General features: G+C 67.8%; 17 protein-coding genes and 1 tRNA gene. 2 read left to right on the top strand and 16 right to left on the bottom strand.

From position 1 onward, the window contains the following. Positions 1 to 13: 13 nt before the first annotated feature. The 7 genes from FF090_RS15000 to FF090_RS19325 form a co-directional block, all read right to left on the bottom strand. Positions 14 to 1246 (bottom strand): ABC transporter permease, encoded by a 1233-nt coding sequence (locus FF090_RS15000; protein ID WP_138857489.1) that lies wholly within the window; start codon positions 1244 to 1246, stop codon positions 14 to 16. 2 nt (positions 1247 to 1248) lie between these two features. Continuing rightward, positions 1249 to 2553, bottom strand: coding sequence for an ABC transporter permease (locus FF090_RS14995; protein WP_138857488.1), 1305 nt, complete (start codon positions 2551 to 2553; stop codon positions 1249 to 1251). Position 2554: 1 nt separating this feature from the next. Continuing rightward, complete coding sequence (locus FF090_RS14990; RefSeq protein WP_138857487.1) at positions 2555 to 3796, bottom strand: TolC family protein; 1242 nt, start codon at positions 3794 to 3796, stop codon at positions 2555 to 2557. Then, positions 3793 to 4485 (bottom strand): ABC transporter ATP-binding protein, encoded by a 693-nt coding sequence (locus FF090_RS14985; protein ID WP_138857486.1) that lies wholly within the window; start codon positions 4483 to 4485, stop codon positions 3793 to 3795. The genes FF090_RS14990 and FF090_RS14985 overlap by 4 nt, the downstream gene beginning before the upstream one ends. 10 nt (positions 4486 to 4495) lie before the next feature. Next, positions 4496 to 5776 (bottom strand): efflux RND transporter periplasmic adaptor subunit, encoded by a 1281-nt coding sequence (locus FF090_RS14980; RefSeq protein WP_138857485.1) that lies wholly within the window; start codon positions 5774 to 5776, stop codon positions 4496 to 4498. A gap of 118 nt (positions 5777 to 5894) precedes the next feature. Further along, positions 5895 to 7559: an NAD(P)/FAD-dependent oxidoreductase gene (locus FF090_RS14975; RefSeq protein WP_138857484.1), complete on the bottom strand. Its 1665-nt coding sequence runs from the start codon at positions 7557 to 7559 to the stop codon at positions 5895 to 5897. A gap of 91 nt (positions 7560 to 7650) precedes the next feature. Beyond that, positions 7651 to 7815, bottom strand: a complete 165-nt coding sequence (locus tag FF090_RS19325) for a hypothetical protein (RefSeq protein WP_175423681.1) — start codon at positions 7813 to 7815, stop codon at positions 7651 to 7653. A gap of 213 nt (positions 7816 to 8028) precedes the next feature. Here FF090_RS19325 and FF090_RS14970 point away from each other — a divergent pair, with 213 nt between their 5' ends. After that, on the top strand, positions 8029 to 8949 hold the full coding sequence (locus FF090_RS14970) for a class I SAM-dependent methyltransferase (RefSeq protein WP_138857483.1): 921 nt from the start codon (positions 8029 to 8031) through the stop codon (positions 8947 to 8949). On the opposite strand, the gene FF090_RS14965 is transcribed toward FF090_RS14970, so the two are convergent. From FF090_RS14965 to FF090_RS14930, 8 genes are all read right to left on the bottom strand, one after another. Continuing rightward, a complete protein-coding gene (locus tag FF090_RS14965; protein ID WP_310732974.1) occupies positions 8937 to 10739 on the bottom strand; it encodes an ABC transporter ATP-binding protein in 1803 nt (600 codons plus the stop codon). The genes FF090_RS14970 and FF090_RS14965 overlap by 13 nt on opposite strands. Next, on the bottom strand, positions 10729 to 12489 hold the full coding sequence (locus tag FF090_RS14960; RefSeq protein ID WP_138857481.1) for an ABC transporter ATP-binding protein: 1761 nt from the start codon (positions 12487 to 12489) through the stop codon (positions 10729 to 10731). The genes FF090_RS14965 and FF090_RS14960 overlap by 11 nt, the downstream gene beginning before the upstream one ends. A gap of 5 nt (positions 12490 to 12494) precedes the next feature. Further along, a complete protein-coding gene (ruvC, locus tag FF090_RS14955; protein WP_138857480.1) occupies positions 12495 to 13055 on the bottom strand; it encodes a crossover junction endodeoxyribonuclease RuvC in 561 nt (186 codons plus the stop codon). A gap of 261 nt (positions 13056 to 13316) precedes the next feature. After that, positions 13317 to 14303 (bottom strand): phosphatidate cytidylyltransferase, encoded by a 987-nt coding sequence (locus tag FF090_RS14950; RefSeq protein WP_138857479.1) that lies wholly within the window; start codon positions 14301 to 14303, stop codon positions 13317 to 13319. Positions 14304 to 14345: 42 nt separating this feature from the next. Then, positions 14346 to 14975 (bottom strand): lysophospholipid acyltransferase family protein, encoded by a 630-nt coding sequence (locus tag FF090_RS14945; RefSeq protein ID WP_138857478.1) that lies wholly within the window; start codon positions 14973 to 14975, stop codon positions 14346 to 14348. Positions 14976 to 15042: 67 nt separating this feature from the next. Further along, complete coding sequence (gene miaB, locus FF090_RS14940) at positions 15043 to 16401, bottom strand: tRNA (N6-isopentenyl adenosine(37)-C2)-methylthiotransferase MiaB (RefSeq protein WP_138857477.1); 1359 nt, start codon at positions 16399 to 16401, stop codon at positions 15043 to 15045. Beyond that, entirely contained in the window at positions 16398 to 16775 is a 378-nt protein-coding gene (locus FF090_RS14935) for an adenine nucleotide alpha hydrolase family protein (protein ID WP_138857476.1), read from the bottom strand. The genes miaB and FF090_RS14935 overlap by 4 nt, the downstream gene beginning before the upstream one ends. An 84-nt stretch (positions 16776 to 16859) precedes the next feature. Then, positions 16860 to 16936 (bottom strand) — tRNA-Met (locus tag FF090_RS14930). A gap of 87 nt (positions 16937 to 17023) precedes the next feature. On the opposite strand from FF090_RS14930, the gene ftsY reads away from it, so the two are divergent. Further along, positions 17024 to 18307, top strand: a complete 1284-nt coding sequence (gene ftsY / locus FF090_RS14925; RefSeq protein ID WP_138857475.1) for a signal recognition particle-docking protein FtsY — start codon at positions 17024 to 17026, stop codon at positions 18305 to 18307. Positions 18308 to 18385: 78 nt separating this feature from the next. Here ftsY and FF090_RS14920 read toward each other — a convergent pair whose 3' ends face one another. Next, positions 18386 to 18850 (bottom strand): DUF2726 domain-containing protein, encoded by a 465-nt coding sequence (locus tag FF090_RS14920; RefSeq protein ID WP_175423680.1) that lies wholly within the window; start codon positions 18848 to 18850, stop codon positions 18386 to 18388. Between the last annotated feature and the right edge of the window lie 11 nt (positions 18851 to 18861).

The following is an 18861-nucleotide window of genomic DNA, read 5'->3' as shown; positions in this document are numbered from 1 at the left end:
GGTGCGCAGTGTCTCAGCCCGCGCGCATGGCCAGGGCAGGGGCCAGGCCCGAGGCGCGTCGGGCCGGGGCCCAGACCGCCAGCTGACCCAGCAGCAGCAGCGTGACGGCGGCCGGCAGCAGATGCATGAGAGGCCGCACCGGCAGGCCTTGGCTGGCCACCAGCCATTGATTGATGCCCAGGGCCGCGCCCGTGCCCAGCAACACGCCCAGGCCGCATAGAAGCGCGTTCTCCAGCTGGAAGTAGCGCAGGATGTCGCTGCGCGTGGCGCCCAGAGCGCGACGAATACCGATCATGCGGCCGCGTTGTTCCACCCAGAAGCTGGCCAGGCCGACGATGCCCAGTGCGGTGATGACCAGCAGCGCGCTGCACACGCCCACCAGGGTCCAGACCAGGGCGCGGTCCGGCGCCCAATAGCGTTGGCGCATCTGGAGCAGCGTCTGGGTCCGCAGCACCAGGCGGCTGGGTTCCACCTCCTTGAAGATCTGGCGCGCCGCGGCCAGCACGCGGGCCTGATCGGCCGGGGCCACGCGCAGGATGTAGCTGCCGCTGCGGTAGCTGTGTGCGACCGGCACCAAGCTCGCATAGCGGCCATCTCGGGCCTCACGCGGATAGGGTGGTTGCAGGCCATCGACCACGCCGACGATGCGCGCCCCGGGCTCGCCATAGATGTGGAGCGCCCGACCCAGCACCGTCTCCAGCGGCCGGCCTGGGGCCAGGGCCTCGGCCACTGCACGGTTGACGATGATCACCGGCACCCGCGGTTCCGCCTGGCTGCGCAGGGTGGAACTCAGCTGCACCTCGTCGGGCAGAAAGGCGCGCCCCGCGAGCAGCTTCATGCCGTGGGCTTTGAGCATGTGCTCATCGCCCTCGTAGGTGGAGAGGAACAGGCGCAAACCCTTTTGCTCGGGTTCGGTGTAAGCGCCGCTGTTGTTGCTGTTGTCGCCATAGAGCACCTGGTTGGCGATGCTGACCGCCTGCACACCCGGCAGTGCGCGCAAGCGACGCAGGTCTTCGGCGCTGAGCTGATCGGGGTTGCTCAGGCGCCGGGTGGCGCGCACCTCGATCGCCAGCAGTTCAGACTCGGGCAGGCCCGTGGGCGAATTGAGTGCGCTCACCCGCTGTTGCACCACATGCAGGGCGTTGCTGATCAGGGCGAAGCTCAGCGCCACTTCGAGAACGATCAGTCCGGCGGCGATCTTGTGGCGCTTGAGGGTGGAGAGGATGGGAGCGAATTGGCTGAGCATGATCAGGCGGCCTTCAGCAACGGTGCAGGGTTGAGGGTGGCGGCACGCCAGGCCGGCAACAGGCCGGCCAGCAGCGCGGCCATCAGGGAGATCAGCAGGGTGGCGCCCAGCATGGCCAAGTCCATTCGCGCCAGGCTGGCGTATTCCGCCGGACCCTGGCGCAGCAGCCACAGCCCGCCCACGGCCAATAGCAGACCCAAGCCCGCGCCCAGCAAGCCGATCAGCCCGGACTCCACCAGCACCTGCGCGAACACCTGGGTACGGCGCGCGCCCAGTGCCCGGCGCACGCCGATTTCGCTGCTGCGGCGCAGGGTCTTGGCCAACTGCAGGCCCACCATATTCACCAGACACACGGCCAGGAAGGCGAAGGCCAGGGCAGATTGCAGCCGCACATCGGCGGGCAGCACCTTGTCGATGCGCAGCACGCTGGGGATGTCGTAGAGGCGCACATTCACGGGCCGTTGAAAGCGCCCGGCCTGTCGCTGGGCCTCGCTGTACTGTTTCAGATAGTCGCGAAATGCCGGCGCGGCGGCGGCCGACTCCAGTTCGACCCAGTACTGCACCCAGGCGCAACTGACATCGCGGTCCAGCGGGTTGCGCCCCTGCAGATCGCCCCAGCAGTTCATGTTTCCGCTGCGCCCGAACTTGAACGTGCGGGCCGTGGAGAAGGGCATGTAGAAGGCTTCCTGCGCGTCATAGACGCCGTTGCTCATGTCGTAGACATGGGGATTCATCGCCCAGGGCTTGAGCACTCCCACCACGCGCAGGCGGTTGCCGCCCACGGCGACTTCGCGGCCCACGCTGTTCTCACCACCAAATAGGCGCTGGTTGAGCGCATGGCCGAGCACGACGACGCGGGCTTCGGCGGCATCGTCCTGCGCCGTCCAAGCGCTGCCATGGGCAAACGGGGTTTCAAACAATGCGAAGAAGTCGGCGCTGGTCTGGCGCAGGCGTTCAATCGTGGGGGCTTCGGTCGAGTCGGGCAGGCCGATGGCGAGATTGCTGCCACTCATCAGGACCTGGCGCAGGCCTTTGGCAGCCTGCAGCAGGTTTTCGGCGTCGGTGCGGGTCAGCTGTGCCTCGGGCTCCTCGCCCGGGCGAAAGCCAACCAGGTCCTCGGCGTCCAGCTGCACGCGAAACACGCGCTCGGCCTTGTGCTCCATGGGGGTCTTGGCCAGCAGGTGGTAGACCGTCAGCGTGGTCATGCAGATGCCCACGCCCAGGCCCAGCGCGGCCACCATCAGGGCGCTCAGCACGGGGGTGCGGCGCAGCGAGCGCCAGGCGGTTTTCAGGTGTTCAAGCCACATTTCAGGCTTCCTTCAGCGATTGATTCAAGGTGTTGAGTGCCGCGTCGTCCAACTGACCGGCGACCTGCAAGGCTTCCAGCCAGGCCAGCCAGGCCTCGAGCTGGGCCTGCAGGCCCTGCGTGCGCAGCTGGCCCAGGGTCTGGATGGCCAGCAGGACATCAGAGGTGCTGCGGCTGCCCAGTTCCTGGCCGTGGCGCATGGCCTGGAGTGCCTGCGCTGCGGCTTGCTCGCCTGCGGCGGCGGCCTCGGCCTGGGCGCGTGCGGCTTGCAGGCGCTGCAGCTGGCTGCTGAGTTCACGGCGTTGCTCGCGCTGCGCGGCGTCTTGTTCGGCCGCAGCGATTCGCAGGCGCTCGGCCGCAGCGTCGCGGCGGGCGCTGCGTGCGCCGCCATCGAGAAGGGGCAGGCTGAGCTGCAGCTGGGCCTGTTGGGCCCAGCGGCCGGAATCTACGCGGCTGGCTTCGGCGCGCAGGGTCAATGCGGGCAGGGCGGCGGCGCGCTCGGCGTCCAGCTGTTCGGCGCGCGACTGGCGTTGCAGGGCCAGGGCGCGCAGTTCCGGCGCATCCGCAGCGCTGTCGATGTCCAAGGTCAGTGCCGGCGGCAGTTGCTGGGCGGGCAGGGGGGTGAGTGATGGCCAGGCGCTCAATCCCGCATGGGCCAACAGGGCCGCGCGCGCCTGCGCCAGCCGGGCCTGCGCGCCTTGGGCATTGATCTGGGCCAGGCGGTGGAAGGCCTGGGCCTGCGCCGCGTCCACGGCTGCGCTCAGACCCTCGCGCAGGCGCACCGCCATGCGCTGGGCCTCGGTGGCGTAGGCCACCTCCAGTTCGGCCTGAGTCCGCGCCTGGCCTTCGGCCGCCAGAACTTGCAGGTAAAGGCTGGCCGAGCGCAGACGCAGGGCTTGTTCACTGGCTTGCAGCAGTTGTTGCTGGGCTTCCACGGCGCTGGCTTGGGCGGCGCTCTGCCGCCAGGCCTGCAGATTGACCAGGCTCTGGCTGACCTGGATGCGGCTGACTCTCTCGCTGCCGGCGCCGCCGCGTTCGCGCTGCGGGCCCCAGCTGGCATCGGCCTGGGGCAACAGCTGGGCGCGGGTCTGGCGCCACAGGGCCTGCTGCTCGCCCACCCGAGCCTCGCTCTGGAGCAGGCTGGGGGCCTGGGCCCGGGCCTGGCTGTGCAGTTCCAGCAGATCCATGGCCCAGCCGGGCGCCATGCTGGCGGCCAAGGCGAGGGCGATCAGGGGCTTCTTCATGCGACGGCAGCCAGACTCAGGTGCTGGCTGTCGATGACCCGGCCATCGATGACCTGCACATGGCGAGGTGCTCGCGCGGCCAGCTGTGGGTCGTGCGTGACCATCACCAAGGTGGCGCCGTCGCGGTGCAGTTCTTCCAGCAGTTCCATCACCGCACGCGCCATCTGACTGTCCAGATTGCCCGTGGGCTCGTCGGCCAGCAGGATCTTGGGCGAGCCGGCCAGCGCGCGGGCGATGGCCACACGTTGCTGCTGGCCCCCGCTGAGCTGGCTGGGCAGGTGCCCGGCGCGGCCGCTCAAGCCCACGCGCTCCAGGGCCTCCAAGGCGCGGCGTCGGCGCTCGGCGGCCTTGAAACCGCGGTAATGCAGCGGCACCTCGATGTTTTCCAGCACGTTCAGGTCCGGGATCAGATTGAAGGCCTGAAAGATGAAGCCGATCTTCTCGTTGCGCAGGCGCGAGCGTTCGGCATCGCTGAGCCGGCTCACGTCCTGGCCGTCCAGTTCGAACAGTCCCCCACTGGGCGACTCGAGCAGGCCGGCAATGGTCAGAAAAGTGGTCTTGCCCGAGCCCGAGGGCCCGGTGACGGCGACGAAGTCCCCCGCCTTGACCTCCAGATGGAAGTCGTTCAGGGCCTGGGTCTCGACCAACTCGGTGCGGTAGACCTTGCTCAGGTTTTGCATCTTCAGCATCTGTTTCTCCTCAATTGATTTGCAGTTCGCGGGCCTCGCCCACGCCATCCAGACCCGAGACGACGACACGCTCGCCCAGCTTCAAGCCTGACAACACCTCGACCCGCTCCAGCGACTGCGCGCCCAGGCGGATGTCGCGGCGCTCGGCGCGGCCATCGGCCCGCAGTACATAGGCGAAACGCCCACCGCCTTGCTCGATGAAGCTGCCGCGCGGCAGGCTGGCCACCTGGGGCTTGCGTTCCAGCAGCACCCGGGCCGAGAGACGTTGGTTCTGGCGCAGCTCGGGCGGTTGGCTGCCCACAAAGCGCAGGCGCGCGGCCACCTCGCCATTGACGACCTCGGGCGAGATCGAGATCAGCTTGGCCGCCACCGGTTGGCCGGCCACTCGCACCTCGCCGGGCAAGCCCAGGCTGAGTTCGCGCGCCTGGCCCTCGGGCACCTGAATCTGCACATCCAGCTGGCTCAGGTCCACCAGGGTCAGCAGCTTGGCGTCGCGGGCCACCACGGCGCCGTTGTCCACCAGCAGCGAACCCACGGCTCCGGCATGGGGCGCGCGCAGTTCCAGGGCGGCCAGTTGGCGCTCCAGTTCGGCGGCCTGCGAGGCTGCGCGATTGGCGGCGGCCTGCTTGGCCTCCAGCTCGTATTGCAGCGATTGCAGGCGCAGCCGATGGGCGCTCTCGGCCTGCTTGAGCTGGATGCGCGCGCGCTCCAACTGGTCTTGGGCCTGTTCCCATTGCAATCGGGCCGTGGCCCCGGCCTCGAAGGCGGCGCGCTGGCGCTTGTCGGCCGTTAGCGCGGCCTGCAGTTCGATGCGCGCGGTGTCCACTGCGGCTTGGACGCGGCCGCGCTCGCTCTCGCCTTCCGCCTGCGCGCGGCGCGCCTCGGCCTGGGCGGCCGCGGCCGCGGCCCGCTCCTGCTGCACCCGGGCCTGCAGATCGGGGCTGGCAATGCGGGCCAGCAACTGCCCCTGGGTCACCGAGTCACCGGCCTGGATCTGCCATTGCAGGGTGCCGGCTTGGGGTGCGAAGAGCGTGGGACTGTTGGCCGCGACCACACGGCCTTCCGCCGCCACATCGCGCTGCACATCGGCGCGTTCGACGCTGGCGATGCTGAGCTGACTGAGTTGGAACTGAGGCAGGCGCTGGCTCTGCAGCTGGCGGGCACTCAAGGCCCCCAGGCCGCCAAGTGCGGTCAGCGCGACGAGGCCGATCAAGGGCCGGCGCCAGCGGCGCCAAGGGCTGGGGGGCAGCGCGCGATCCTGCGCGGCGGTAGAGCGAATCGGTTGGTCCATGCCCTCTTATTGCAAGGGCTGTGCCAGCCGGGATCAGGCCCCGCGCCCCGGGGGCGAGGCCCCGGAGCGTGGCGCGCGCTGCTGTCCGCGGACAGTGCGCGGACGTCTTGGATCGGCCTTAGCCGTCCAGCAGTGCGCGCCCTAGCGCTTCCGCTACTTCGATGCCGTCGACGCCGGCCGACATGATGCCGCCGGCATAGCCCGCGCCTTCGCCCGCCGGGTAGAGGCCGCGTACGTTCAGGCTTTGGTAGTCGCGGCCGCGCGTCAGGCGCAGGGGCGAGGAGGTGCGGGTCTCGACGCCGGTGAGCACGGCGTCGGCGCGGTCGAAGCCGCGGATCTGGCGGCCGAAGGCGGGCAGGGCCTCGCGGATGGCTTCCAGCACATAGGGGGGCAGTACCGTGCGGCCCTTTTCTTGCAGCTGGGTCAGTGTGATGCCGGGCTTGTACGAGGGCATCACCTCGCCCAGCACCGTGGAGGGCTGGCGCTTGAGGAAGTCGCCCACCAGGGCGCCCGGGGCGCGGTAGCCGCCTTCGCCGAGCTCAAAGGCGCGCGACTCCCAGATGCGCTGGAAGGCCATGCCATCGAGTGGGTTCACCGGGCCTTCGGTCTTGCCGTCCTGCCGGTAGTCCTGCGGGTTGATGCCCACCACGATGCCGGCGTTGGCATTGCGCTCGGCGCGTGAGTACTGGCTCATGCCATTGGTGACCACGCGATCGGGCTCGGAGGTGGCGGCCACCACCGTGCCCCCCGGGCACATGCAGAAGCTGTAGACCGAACGCCCGTTCTTGGCGTGGTGCACCAGCTTGTAGTCGGCCGCACCCAGCAAGGGGTTGCCGGCGTTCGGCCCGAAGCGCGCCGCGTCAATCAGACTTTGCGGGTGCTCGATGCGAAAGCCCACCGAGAAGGGCTTGGCCTCCATGTAGACGCCACGGGCATGCAGCATGGCAAAGGTATCGCGCGCGCTGTGGCCCAGGGCCAGCACCACGTGATCGGCCTCGATCTGCTCGCCGGTTTCCAGCGTGAGGCCGCGCACGGCGCCGTCCTCGATCTGCAGATCCACCACCTTCTGCTCGAAGCGGATCTCACCGCCCAAGGCCTCGATGTCGGCGCGCATCTTCTCGATCATGCTCACCAGGCGGAAGGTGCCGATATGGGGCTTGCTGACGAACAGGATCTCTTCCGGCGCGCCGGCCTTGACGAATTCGGTCAGTACCTTGCGCGTGAGATGGCGTGGGTCCGAGATCTGGCTGTAGAGCTTGCCGTCCGAAAACGTGCCGGCACCGCCCTCGCCGAACTGCACATTCGATTCGGGCTTGAGCACGCCCTGACGCCACAGGCCCCAGGTGTCCTTGGTGCGGTCGCGCACCGCGCGGCCGCGTTCCAGCACCAGGGGGCGCAGACCCATTTGCGCCAGGATCAGGGCGGCAAACAGGCCGCAAGGCCCGAAGCCCACCACCACCGGGCGCTTCTTGCTGCCCTGGGCATAGAAGTCGGCCGGCGCGTGGCCGATCACCTTGTAGCGCGTGTCCGGGCTGGGGCGCAGATGGGCGTCGCCGCTTGCCAGCAGCTCGGCCTCGTGTGCCGGGTCGGTCAGCTCGCAGTCCAGGGTGTAGATCAGCTGCATGGCCGTCTTCTTGCGAGCGTCGTGCGCGCGCTTGAAGACGGTGAAGCCCTTGAGCTGCTCGGCTTGCTGCGGCGTCAGGCCCAGGCGCTGCAGCACGGCCGCGTGCAGTTGTGCATCGGTGTGGTTGAGCGGCAGGCGCAGATCGGTGATTCGCAGCATGGCAAAAGGGTAAAGCAGGAAAAACATTGGCGCCCCAGGCGCCAAAAAAACAACGGCGCCTGAGGCGCCGCTGGATGAAGACCGGGGTGGATTAACCCTGGTGCGGGCGCTTGCCCGGGTTCTTCTTGCTGCGGGTGTGCGAACCACGCTCCAGGCTGCGCTTCTGGCCGCGGCCGGTGGTGAAGGTCACGCCCTTGGGGGCGACGGGACGGGGGGTGGCGCGGCGCTGGGCCTCGGTAACGATCTTGTTGCCCATGGTGTGGCTCTCGAAAAAGGGTTGGTTGTTTGGTAGCCGCAAGTCCACGAGGTCAAGGGCCAGGGCCTAGGCGCGCTGGCGCGCGCAGCTGAGCCGGGGGCGGAGTTTAGTTCATGGCCGGGCGGCTGCTCTTTCGAGGCCCGGTAGTGGCGACGTCGCACCGCACGTTTCAACAAGTGATGCAATCGCGCCTCAGCTAAAGCCCAGCCCTCCATGCAAGCCCTTTTCGAAGCGATCGCTCAACTGCCCCTGCCTTCCGAGGCCCAACGTCATTTCCACGGTCGCGGTGGCCTGTTCCCGGGGTGTGAGCACCTGGCCTTGGATGCCTATCCGCCGGCCTGGCTGCTGACCAGCTTCGAGCCGCTGAGCGAGGAAGCCCTGGCCCAGATTCATCAGGCGCTGGCGCAACGCTGGGCCGAACTCGACACCCAGGGCCAGGCGCTGTGCTGGGTCTACCAATGCCGCCAAGAGGGTGGCCGGGCCGAGACCCGCCTGATGGCCGGTGAGCTGCCCGAGCCCCACACCGTGGTTGAGGGCGGGGCGCGCTATCTGGTGCATTTGCTCAAGGGTCAGAACCATGGCCTGTTCCTGGACATGGCCGAGGGCCGGGCTTGGGTGCGCCAGCAGATTGCGGCGCTGCCCCATGCCAAGGTGCTGAACCTGTTCGCCTACAGCTGCGCGTTTTCAGTGGTGGCGCTGCAGGCCGGGGCTGAACAGGTCATCAATGTGGACATGAGCCCGGGGGCCTTGGCGCTGGGGCGCCGTAACCATGAGCTCAACGGGCTTAAGGGAGGTGCCAGTTTTCTGGCGCACGACATCTTCAAGAGCTGGGGCAAGCTCACGCGCAGCGGGCCCTACGAGCTGGTGATCGTGGATCCGCCCAGCTTCCAGAAGGGCAGCTTTGTGGCCACCAAGGACTACGCGCGCCTGATGCGCCGCCTGCCGGAGCTGTTGGCCCCGGGCGGCCATGCCTTGCTGTGCCTGAACACGCCCAAGCTGGGCGAGGCCTTTTTGCGCGAGCAGATGCAGGAGGCCGCGCCCGCGCTGCAGTTCGTGCAGCGCCTGCCCAACCCGGCGGCCTTTGCCGATGTGGCCAGTGACCGTGCGCTGAAAGTGCTGATCTATCGCGCCTGAGTTTCCGGGCGCGGTTCTTCCAGCTGCTGCAGCTGCACCAGGCGCTGGTAGACGCCGCCTGAAATGGCCATCAGTTCTTCGTGCCGGCCGCACTCCACACGCTGGCCGTGGTGCAGCACCCAGATGGCATCGGCGGCGCGGATGGTGGAGAGCCGATGCGCCACGGCGATCACCGTCACGCGTCCGCGCAATTGCTCCAGGGCCTGGCCGAGCAGGGCCTCCGTGGCGCTGTCGATGTTGGCGGTGGCTTCGTCCAGCAGCAGGATCTTGGGCGCGCCGGCCAGCGCGCGGGCCATGGCCAGCAGCTGCTTCTGACCGGTGCTGAGCTGCACACCGCCCTCGCCCAGCAGGGTGTCGTAGCCTTGCGGCAGGCTTTGCAGCAGATCGTGGATATGCGCTTGCTGCGCGGCGGTCTGCAGGGCGGCCTCGCTCAAATGGGTGCGACCCATGCGCAGGTTGTCCCAGGCGCTTGCCGCCAGCAGCTGGGGCTCCTGCGGCACCAGGGCCAGGTCCTGGCGCAGGGCCGCCTCGCCCAATTCGTCCAAGGACAGGCCGTCAAAGAGGATCTGCCCGGCGCGCGGGCTGTAGAAGCGCAGCAACAGGCTCAGGAGCGTGCTTTTGCCGCTGCCGGTGTGGCCCACCAGGCCGATGAACTGGCCGGGCGCGATGTCGGCGTCAAAGGGGTGCAGCACGTCCGGCCCATCGCCATAGCCGGCACGCAGGGCGCGCAGTTGGATGGCGCCGGCTTGGATGCCGCGCGCGCTTTCATGCGCTGGCTCGGCGCGCTCTTGCAGCAGCACCCCCACCCGGGCGGCAGCCACCAAGCTTTGCTGCAGCTGACCGAACTGCATGGTGATCTGGATCAGGGGCTCGACCACCCGGGTCAGATAGGCCAAAAACGCATAGAGCAGACCGACCTGCAGGCCGCCGTCCACCGCAGAGCCCTGGCGCTGCGCAAAGCCGTAGATGAGCGCCACCATCAGCAGCACATTCAAGAGGTCCAGGGCCGGGCGCAGCAGCCAGGCGTTGGCGCCCAGCTCTTTCATGCGGGCCTGGTAGTGGCGCTGGTTGTGGCCGGCAAAGCGGGCCTGGAAGCGGCCCAGCGCGCCGCTGGCCTGCAGCACCGCCAGGCCGTTGAGGTTCTCGGCAATCTGGGCATTGATGTCGCTCTTCAGGGCGCGCGCCTCGGCCACGGCCGGAGCGGACAGCCGTTGGTAGCCCCAGATCACCCCGACCATGGCGGGGATCAGCGCGGCGATGATGAGCATCAGCCGCCAGTCCAGCCAGGCCATGGCCACCAGGGCACCCGTCACCACGATGCTGGAGTCCAGCATCACGTAGAGCACCTGGCGGTAGAGCTGGTTGACGGCCTCGGTGTCGTTGGTCACGCGGCTGACCAGGGCGCCGGTGATGTGGCGATCGAAATACGCCATAGGCAGGGCCAGCACATGGGCATAGACCTGTTCGCGCAAGCGCAGCACCGAGCGCCTTGCCACCCCGGCCATGCGGGTGAGCTGCAAATAGCGGATCAGACTGGCAGCGACGCCGACCGTGGTCATCAGGCCCAGCAGCAAGGCCAGGGGCTGCCAGTCATCCAACTTGGCCGGACGCAGATAGTGGTCGATCAGGCGCTGGCCCAAGATGGGCCCCAGGGCCTCCAGGCCGGCCGCCAGGGCCAACCAGGCAATGCCGGCCCACACGGTGGCGCGCTCGGGTGCGGCCATGCGCAGCAGCAGGCCCGCGGCGGCGCGGCTGCTGGAACGCGCGGTGTCTTGGGCTTCAGTCCTCAAGGCTTTGCTCCAACTGTTGGTAGCGCCACTGCGTGGCGTACCAGCCATTCAGCGCCAGCAACTCGGCGTGCCGGCCGCGTTCGCTGATCCGCCCCTCGCGCAGCACGATGATCTCGTCGGCGTCGACAGCGGCCGAGAGCCGGTGGGTGACGACCACCAGCGCGCATTCGGGGCGTTGGCTGCGGCGCTCGCGCAGGGCTTGCAGGATTTGTGTCTCGGTGCCGGTGTCTACGGCCGAAAGGGCGTCATCCAACAGCGTGAGCTTGGCCTCGCTCAGCAGGGCGCGGGCAATGGCCACCCGCTGCCGTTGGCCGCCCGAGAGCGAGACGCCCTTTTCGCCCACTGTGGTGGCATAGCCCTGGGGCAGGCGTAGCAAATCGCCGTGCAAGGCGGCCGCCTGGGCGGCGGCTTCGACCTCGGCGGGCGTGGCGGTGGCGCGGGCCAGCGCGATGTTCTCGGCCACGCTGGCTGAGAACAAGAAGGGCTCTTGCGGCACCCAGGCCAGGGCTTCGGCCAGGGCGCTGCGCTGCCATTCGGGCAGCGGGGCGCCGTCGAGTTCGATTTGGCCGCTGTCGGGCTCCCATTGGCGCAGCAGCAGCCGCAGCAGCGTGCTTTTGCCGCTGCCTGTGGGGCCGACGACCGCCAGCATCTGGCCGGGGCGCAGTTCGACATCGAGGCCCCGCAGCACCGGGCTGGCGGGGTCGTAGGCGAAGTGCAGGTCGCGCACCTTCAGGGCGGCCTCGCGCACCGGGCCGCGCGTGCCGCTGTCCACGCGTGTGGCTTCGGCTTGCAGCACCGGCGCCAGCCGGGCCCAGCCGGCGCGGCCACGTTCGAGCAGCGAGAGCACCCAGCCGGCCGCGAACATCGGCCAGATCAGGCGATCCAGCAGCAGGATGAAGGCGGTGAGTTGTCCGACCGTGAGCTCGCCCCGTCCGATCAACCAGGCGCCGCAGCCCAGCGCAGCCGCGGTGGAGACCGTCAGGGCAATGCCGACGGCCGGTTCGTAGGCTGCTTCCCAGCGCTGGGCGCGGTAGGCGGCCTGGCCGGAGGTCTGGGCCCAAGCCTGGAAGGCGGCCTGCTCTTGATCGGCCAGCCCCATGGCGCGCACGGTGCGCAGCGCGCCCAGGGTCTGCTGAGCCTGCCGGCTCATCTTGGAGAAGTCCTCCAACGAAGCGCTCCAGGCCTCGTGCACCCGGTTGGAGATCCACCAGAAAGCCCAGGCCATGAAGGGGAAGGGCAGCAGGGCGGCCAGGCTCAGGCGCCAGTCGATCACCACCAGCATGCTCAGCACCACCAGGATCAGGGTCTGGGTGCCGTCAAAGGCAGCCAGCATGGCGTCGCCACTGGCGGTTTCGACCGCATCCACGTCGTTGGTGGCCAGGGCCATCAGGTCGCCGGCACGCTGGGTCTGGAAGAAGCGCGGCGCCTGGGCGCCCAGGCGCTCGAACAAAGCAACGCGCAGGCGTTGCCCGAGCCGGAACGACGCGCCAAAGAGCGCCAGGCGCCAGGCCACCCGCAGGCCATAAACCGCCAGGCCCGCGCCGGCCAGCCAGGCCAGTTCCCGGTAGAGCCCAGGCCCCTGCAGGCCGCGTTCGACCAGGCCATCGACGATGTGCCCGACCTGGGTCGGGATCCAGACCAGCAGCAGACTGATGCCCGTCAGCATCAGCGCCGCGCTGCCATAGGCGCGGCGGTGCTCCCAGACGAAGGCGCGCAGCAGGCCGCTGAGGGTCTGCGGGTGTGGGTTCATGCGGGTCAATAGGTTCTCGTGCCCTTGAACTGGGCGTGTTGGCGGCGTGCCAGACTGCCCTTGGCACTCATGGCGGCAAAGCTGGTCTGCGCGTGTGCGTGCATGATGGCCAGCCCCAGGGCATCGGCGGCATCCTTGCCCGGCAGCCCCGGCAGATTCAGGAGGCGCTGCACCATGGCCTGGATTTGTTCCTTCTTCGCGTGACCATGACCGACCACGGCTTTCTTCATCTGTAGTGCGGTGTATTCGTTGACGGTGAGGCCCGAGGTGGTGAGTGCGGCCAGGGCCGCGCCGCGGGCCTGGCCCAGCAGCAGCGTGGACTGCGGATTCACATTGACGAACACGATCTCCAGCGCCGCGCAGTCGGGGCTGTAGGTTTGCACCACCTCGCGCACGCCCTCGAACAGGATCTTGATGCGCCCAGGCAGATCCCCCGTGGCCACCCCGGCCGCCGCACCCGTGGTGCGAATGGTGCCGCTGGCCACATAGCCCAGGCGCGGGCCGTCGGCCTCAATGACCCCAAAGCCCGTGGTTTGCAGGCCGGGGTCTATTCCGAGGATGCGCATGTCGCCGGGCTCCGCAGGTGAGTGCCGCCAAAAGGGCTTGACGGGTTGGCATGGCGGCGCAGCCGCCCATGCGCGCAGAGCGCGCCGGCAAAGCCCGTCGTTTGCAGACCCGGATCGATGCCCAGAATTCTCATAAGCCCGACTGATTTGCAGCACAACAGGCTGCAGTCAAAGAAAGATCAAGCGGCCGCCGTGGAACTGGCTTCGCCAGGCCACTGGCGGCGCCCCCTGGGGGGAGGCGGCGCAGCCGCTTCGGGGGGGTCATACGGAGAGCTTGAAGTACCAGCGCACCGAATGGAAAAAGATCGGCGCGGCAAAGCACAGCGCGGCGGTGCGGTCCAAAAGACCGATGGCGCCGGTGATGGAGCTGCGATTGCCCCAGTAGTGCACACCGGCCTCACGCTTCATGGCCTTCATCACCAAGGCGCCCAGGGTGCCGGAGCCGGCGGCCAAAAAGGCCAGCACAAAGGCTTGCCCCGCCTTGAAGGGCGTGACCCAGTAGAGCAGGGCGCCGACAAAGGCCCCGCTGAGCGCGCCGATCCACCAGGCGCGCTTGCTGAACGAGCGGCTGATGGCCCGCACGGCGGGGCGGCGACGCAGGCTGCGGCTGGCCACCTCCTGCATGATTTGCGCGATGGACACCACGGTGACCAGGAAGAACAGCAGGAAGGCGCCGCGGCCCTGGTAGCGCGGAAACTCCAAGAGCAGCAGGGCCGGGGCATGGCTCAGGCCGTAGACGCAGACCATCACGCCCCACTGGATCTTGGCGTTGCGCTCCAAAAAGCGCTTGGGATCGCCCGAGAGCGCGCTGATGACCGGAATGGCCAAAAAGGCGTAGACCGGGATCAACACGGTGAAGAGGTCAAAGCGCCGATTGGCCACCACGATGTACTGCAGCGGCAAGATCACGAAGAAGGCGGCGATCAGGGTGCGATGGTCGCTGCGGGTGGTGTGCTGCAGCGTGATGAACTCGCGCAGACAAAAGAACGAGAACAGGCCGAACAGGATGGTGGAGCCCACGGCGCCGCTGATCCAGGCCAGCCAAAACAGCAGGGCGCCGATCCAGGAAGCGTTCAGGTCGCGGCGGAACTGCGCGCGCGCGCTGCGCGGCTCGATGGTCAACTCTTCCACCGGGTTCTTGGCGCGATAGAGCACACCACCGGCCGTGATGAGCAGCAGCAGACCGAAGAGCAGGCCGAAGAGCAGCGCGATCTGATCGGCCGGGCTCCAGTGCTTGAGCTCACTCATGGCAGGGCTCCTGCGGGCGCACGGGCAAACGGTGCAGGGCCATCATTGCCGCCACCCTCCGGGCTTGAGGGCCATCATCTCGGCGCGGGTGCGCTCCAGAAAAGCCTTCTTGTCTTCCTCAGGCTGAATCTGCGTCGGCGTCCCGAAAGTGACCGTGCACAAGATGGGCACCGGCACCACTTCGCCCTTGGGCATCACGCGTTGCACGTTGTCGATCCAGGTCGGGATGATCTGCACGTTGGGGAACTGCTCAGCCAGGTGATAGATGCCGGCCTTGAAGGGCAGGGGCTCGCCTTTGGCCGAGCGCGTGCCCTCCGGGAAGATCAGCAGCGAGTCACCCTGACGCAGGGCTTCGACCAGGGGTTCCAGCGGGTCCTCATCGGGGTTGGCGCGGGTGCGGCTCACATAGACGGTGTTGAACACGTCGGTGGTCAGCCAAGTCTTGAACTTGCTCTTGGTCCAGTAGTCGCGTGCGGCGATGGCGCGCACGCGCGGCCGCAACTCGGCCGGCAGGGCGGCCCAGATCAGCACCAAATCAAAGTGGCTCTGGTGATTGGCGATGTAGATGCGCTGTTCGTTCGAGGGCGGACAGCCCAACCAGTGGCCCTGGGCCCCGGTGATCGCGCGCGCAATGAAGCCCAGCAAGGGGCCCATGAGGTCGGCTAGGCGCATGGCGCGCATTGTCCAGCAGCCCAGGGCCACAAAGCCCCGGGGGATGCCCGGGGCGTTTGGCTGGCTCTCAGACCGCTTCGGTGTGGCTCTCGGTGATAGGCACGGCGCCGCGCAGCGAGTGGGGGTAGGCGTCGGTGATGTCGAGCTCAATGAGCTCATTCATCAGCCGGGCATGACCCTTGAAGTTGACGATGCGGTTGCACTCGGTGCGGCCCATCAGCTCGCTGGGGTCCTTCTTGGCATTGCCCACCACCAGCACCTTTTGACGCGTGCCCACCAGGGTCTGCGAGATCGACAGCGCATGCGCCTCGATGGCCGCTTGGAGCTGCTGCAGACGGGCCACTTTCACCTCGTAGGGCGTGTCGTCGGGCAGATTGGCGGCAGGGGTGCCGGGGCGCGGGCTGAAGATGAAGCTGAACGAGGCATCAAAGCCGACGTCTTGAATCAACTTCATGGTCTGCGCGTGATCCTCGTCCGTCTCGCCGGGGAAGCCAACGATGAAGTCGGAAGCGATGCGGATGTCCGGGCGGATGGCGCGCAGTTTGCGCACGATGCTCTTGAACTGGATGGCGCTGTAGCCGCGCTTCATGGCGGCCAGGATGCGGTCCGAGCCATGCTGCACCGGCAGGTGCAGGTGGTTCACCAGCTGCGGGATCTTGCCGTAGGCCTCGATCAGGCGCTGACTGAACTCGTTGGGATGGCTGGTGGTGTAGCGGATGCGCTGGATGCCGGGGATCTCTGCCACGTATTCCAGCAGCATGGCGAAGTCGGCAATCTCTCCAGACTCGCCCATCTTGCCGCGATAGGCGTTGACGTTCTGGCCCAGCAAGGTCACTTCAAGAACACCCTGTTCGGCAAGTCCGGCGACTTCCACCAGCACATCCTCAAACGGGCGGCTGACCTCTTCGCCACGGGTGTAGGGCACCACGCAGTAGCTGCAGTACTTGCTGCAACCTTCCATGATGGAGACGAAGGCCGAGCGGCCCTCGACCTTGGCGGGTGGCAGGTGGTCGAACTTCTCGATCTCCGGGAAGGAGATGTCCACTTGCGGCTTGGCTACTTCCGTGCGCTTGGCCAGCAGCTCGGGCAGGCGGTGCAGAGTCTGCGGGCCGAACACCACGTCCACATAGGGCGCGCGGTCGATGATGGCGGCGCCTTCCTGCGAGGCGACGCAGCCGCCCACGGCGATCTTCACGCCCTTGGCTTTGAGGTGGCGCACACGCCCGAGGTCGCTGAAGACCTTCTCTTGCGCCTTCTCGCGCACCGAGCAGGTGTTGAAGAGGATCAGGTCGGCGGCCTCGGGGTCATCGGTCTTTTCGTAGCCCTCGGCCTGGTGCATCACGTCCACCATCTTGTCCGAGTCGTACTCGTTCATCTGGCAGCCGAAGGTCTTGATGTAGACCTTTTTGCTTGTGGGGGCGCTCATGGCTTGCTCCAGGTCTGAGTGGAGGGGTCGAAGGTCCAGCGGTTGGCCTCTTCGCGGCTCTTGGGCCAGACGCGGTTCTGGCGCTCGGTGGCGTTCAGGATCCAGACGTCGCGCAGCTGGCCATCGGTGTTCAAGGTGTAGTGAACGGAATGAGCGCGGCCGATCAGTTCGCCCGACAGCACGCCCATGCCGTTCTCGCCCTGCAGCCGGCTGCCCGGCGAGAGGGTTTGCGGCTTGCCGTTGAGTTGCACGGCAGGGGGCTGCAGGAACTTGATCTCCCCGCGCAGGGCGTCGGCGGGGAAGTGGCGGTGGGTCTGCGCCAGCAGGGGGCTGGCGAGGACAGTGGCGGCGAGCGCCAGAGCACAGCGGATCATGGGGTTCATCCAGGGGCTGTTGGAAGGGTGCTGCGAACGGAACAAAGCCCCGTTGATCTGACGATCAACGGGGCTTTTCCATTTTGGTGGCGCTTCAGGGATTCGAACCCCGGACCTGCGGATTATGATTCCGTCGCTCTAACCGGCTGAGCTAAAGCGCCAAGAGCCCGCTACTATAGCGCAAGTTTTGCGGATTTGTGCAAGTCTCTTTTTCGCCGCAGAAATTTTGCGGCCCTCGCGGAAGTTCGATGTTCAGTTTTTTCAAGAAGAAACCCACGCCCGACGCTGACAACGGCTCGGTGTTCACCGAAGTGGGCTTTGCCGACTTGGCCCCCAAGACCGCGCCGGCTCCTGTCGTTGCTCCGGCGCCCGCCGCACCTGAACCCGTGGTGCCGGTGATTCATGAGCCCCTTGCACCGGCGCCCGAGGTGTCGCCGTCTTCTTCGACTCTCGAAGTACTTGCTCCTGTTGCTGCCCCGGAGCCGCTGGCCCCTGTGGCGGCCCCTGCTGCGCCTGTGCCTCAACCCATGCCCGTGCCGGAGCAGGCGGCTCCGGTGGCTGCACCGCCCGCTCCCGCGCCGGAAGTAGCGGCACCCGCCCCGCGAGCCGGCTGGCTGCAGCGCCTGCGCGATGGCCTGCGCAAGACCGGCTCCAGTCTGGCCAGCGTGTTCAGCCGCACCAAGATCGACGACGCACTGTTTGAGGAGCTGGAAGAGGCGCTGCTGATGGCCGATGCCGGCGTCAAGGCCACCGAGTTCCTGCTGGAGACGCTGAAGCAGCGGGTGCGCGAGGCGCGTTGCACCGAGCCTCAGGCCGTCAAAGGCCTGCTGATCGAGGTGCTCACCGAGTTGCTGCTTCCGCTGGAGCGCAGCCTGGAAGTGGGGCGCCACAACCCGACGGTGATGATGGTCGTGGGCGTCAATGGCGCCGGCAAGACCACCAGCATTGGTAAGCTGACCCGTCACCTGCTGGAAGCCGAGCAGAAAGTGCTGATGGCCGCTGCCGACACCTTCCGCGCGGCCGCTCGCGAGCAGTTAGCGGTCTGGGCCCAGCGCGCGGATGGCAGCGGGGTCCAGGCACAAGGCGCAGGCTGGGTAGACATCGTCAGTCAGCAGGGCGGCGACCCGGCGGCCGTGACCTTCGACGCCGTGAACGCCGGCCGTGCACGCGGCTGTGACGTGGTGATCGCCGACACCGCCGGCCGCTTGCCCACGCAGCTGCATCTGATGGAAGAGCTGAAAAAGATCAAGCGCGTGATCACCAAGGCGCAGCCGGATGCACCGCACGAGGTGCTGCTGGTGGTGGACGGCAACACCGGCCAGAACGCCCTGACCCAGGTGCGCGCCTTTGACGATGCCCTGGGTCTGACGGGCCTGATCGTGACCAAGCTGGATGGCACCGCCAAAGGTGGGGTGCTGGCGGCCATCGCGCGCGAGCGCCCTATCCCCGTCTACTTCATCGGCGTGGGTGAGAAGCTCGAAGATCTGCAGACCTTCAGCGCACGCGAGTTTGCGCAGGCTCTGCTTAGCTGAGCCGGAGCCAACTCGCAGAAGCGGCCCCTGTGGAGGCCTTCAGCGCACGCGAGTTTGTGCAGGCTCTGCTGAGCTGATTCAGAGCCGCGCCAGGCCTAGCGCTTGGCGCAGCTCGTTCTGATGCGGTTGCCAGCCGACTTGCCACTCCACCACTTGCAGTCCGGCGGCCCGCAGCACGCGAGCCAGGCGTTCGCGCCGCAGCTTGCCGCGCGGGGTCTCTTCGCGCGGGCTGAGAAGTACCGTGCCAATGACCTGACTGCTGCGATCACAGATTGCAAAGTCGGCACTCAGGCCCGAGATGCGTGAAAGCCACTCGTTGTAGGAGCGGCGGTTGGGCACCCGCACCAGCCGGGCCAGTGGGACGTGGACGAAGAGCTGGCAGTCGGGCAGGGCCTGCTGCAGCACGCTGTGCGCAAGGCGCTCGGGGGCGTTGAGCAGCCGGGCGGCGACTGGGGGCCAGGCGGCCACGGTGTCCTCGTTGGCGTGAGCGCGCACCAGGGGGCGCAGCTGTTGGCCGAGGCGCTGAAAAAAGGGAACTTGCATCATGGGGCGCG

The organism is Inhella inkyongensis, assembly GCF_005952805.1.
In the GTDB taxonomy this organism is placed as follows: Bacteria; Pseudomonadota; Gammaproteobacteria; order Burkholderiales; family Burkholderiaceae_C; genus Inhella; species Inhella inkyongensis.
This window is presented reverse-complemented; position numbering and strand designations above follow the sequence as displayed.

Bases quoted from the DNA above. Each gene is read 5' to 3' on its own strand.
- FF090_RS15000 (WP_138857489.1), bottom strand. From the start codon at position 1,246: ATGCTCAGCCAATTCGCTCCCATCCTCTCCACCCTCAAGCGCCACAAG.
- FF090_RS14995 (WP_138857488.1), bottom strand. From the start codon at position 2,553: ATGTGGCTTGAACACCTGAAAACCGCCTGGCGCTCGCTGCGCCGCACC.
- FF090_RS14990 (WP_138857487.1), bottom strand. From the start codon at position 3,796: ATGAAGAAGCCCCTGATCGCCCTCGCCTTGGCCGCCAGCATGGCGCCC.
- FF090_RS14985 (WP_138857486.1), bottom strand. From the start codon at position 4,485: ATGCTGAAGATGCAAAACCTGAGCAAGGTCTACCGCACCGAGTTGGTC.
- FF090_RS14980 (WP_138857485.1), bottom strand. From the start codon at position 5,776: ATGGACCAACCGATTCGCTCTACCGCCGCGCAGGATCGCGCGCTGCCC.
- FF090_RS14975 (WP_138857484.1), bottom strand. From the start codon at position 7,559: ATGCTGCGAATCACCGATCTGCGCCTGCCGCTCAACCACACCGATGCA.
- FF090_RS19325 (WP_175423681.1), bottom strand. From the start codon at position 7,815: ATGGGCAACAAGATCGTTACCGAGGCCCAGCGCCGCGCCACCCCCCGT.
- FF090_RS14970 (WP_138857483.1), top strand. From the start codon at position 8,029: ATGCAAGCCCTTTTCGAAGCGATCGCTCAACTGCCCCTGCCTTCCGAG.
- FF090_RS14960 (WP_138857481.1), bottom strand. From the start codon at position 12,489: ATGAACCCACACCCGCAGACCCTCAGCGGCCTGCTGCGCGCCTTCGTC.
- ruvC (WP_138857480.1), bottom strand. From the start codon at position 13,055: ATGCGCATCCTCGGAATAGACCCCGGCCTGCAAACCACGGGCTTTGGG.
- FF090_RS14950 (WP_138857479.1), bottom strand. From the start codon at position 14,303: ATGAGTGAGCTCAAGCACTGGAGCCCGGCCGATCAGATCGCGCTGCTC.
- FF090_RS14945 (WP_138857478.1), bottom strand. From the start codon at position 14,975: ATGCGCCTAGCCGACCTCATGGGCCCCTTGCTGGGCTTCATTGCGCGC.
- miaB (WP_138857477.1), bottom strand. From the start codon at position 16,401: ATGAGCGCCCCCACAAGCAAAAAGGTCTACATCAAGACCTTCGGCTGC.
- FF090_RS14935 (WP_138857476.1), bottom strand. From the start codon at position 16,775: ATGATCCGCTGTGCTCTGGCGCTCGCCGCCACTGTCCTCGCCAGCCCC.
- ftsY (WP_138857475.1), top strand. From the start codon at position 17,024: ATGTTCAGTTTTTTCAAGAAGAAACCCACGCCCGACGCTGACAACGGC.
- FF090_RS14920 (WP_175423680.1), bottom strand. From the start codon at position 18,850: ATGCAAGTTCCCTTTTTTCAGCGCCTCGGCCAACAGCTGCGCCCCCTG.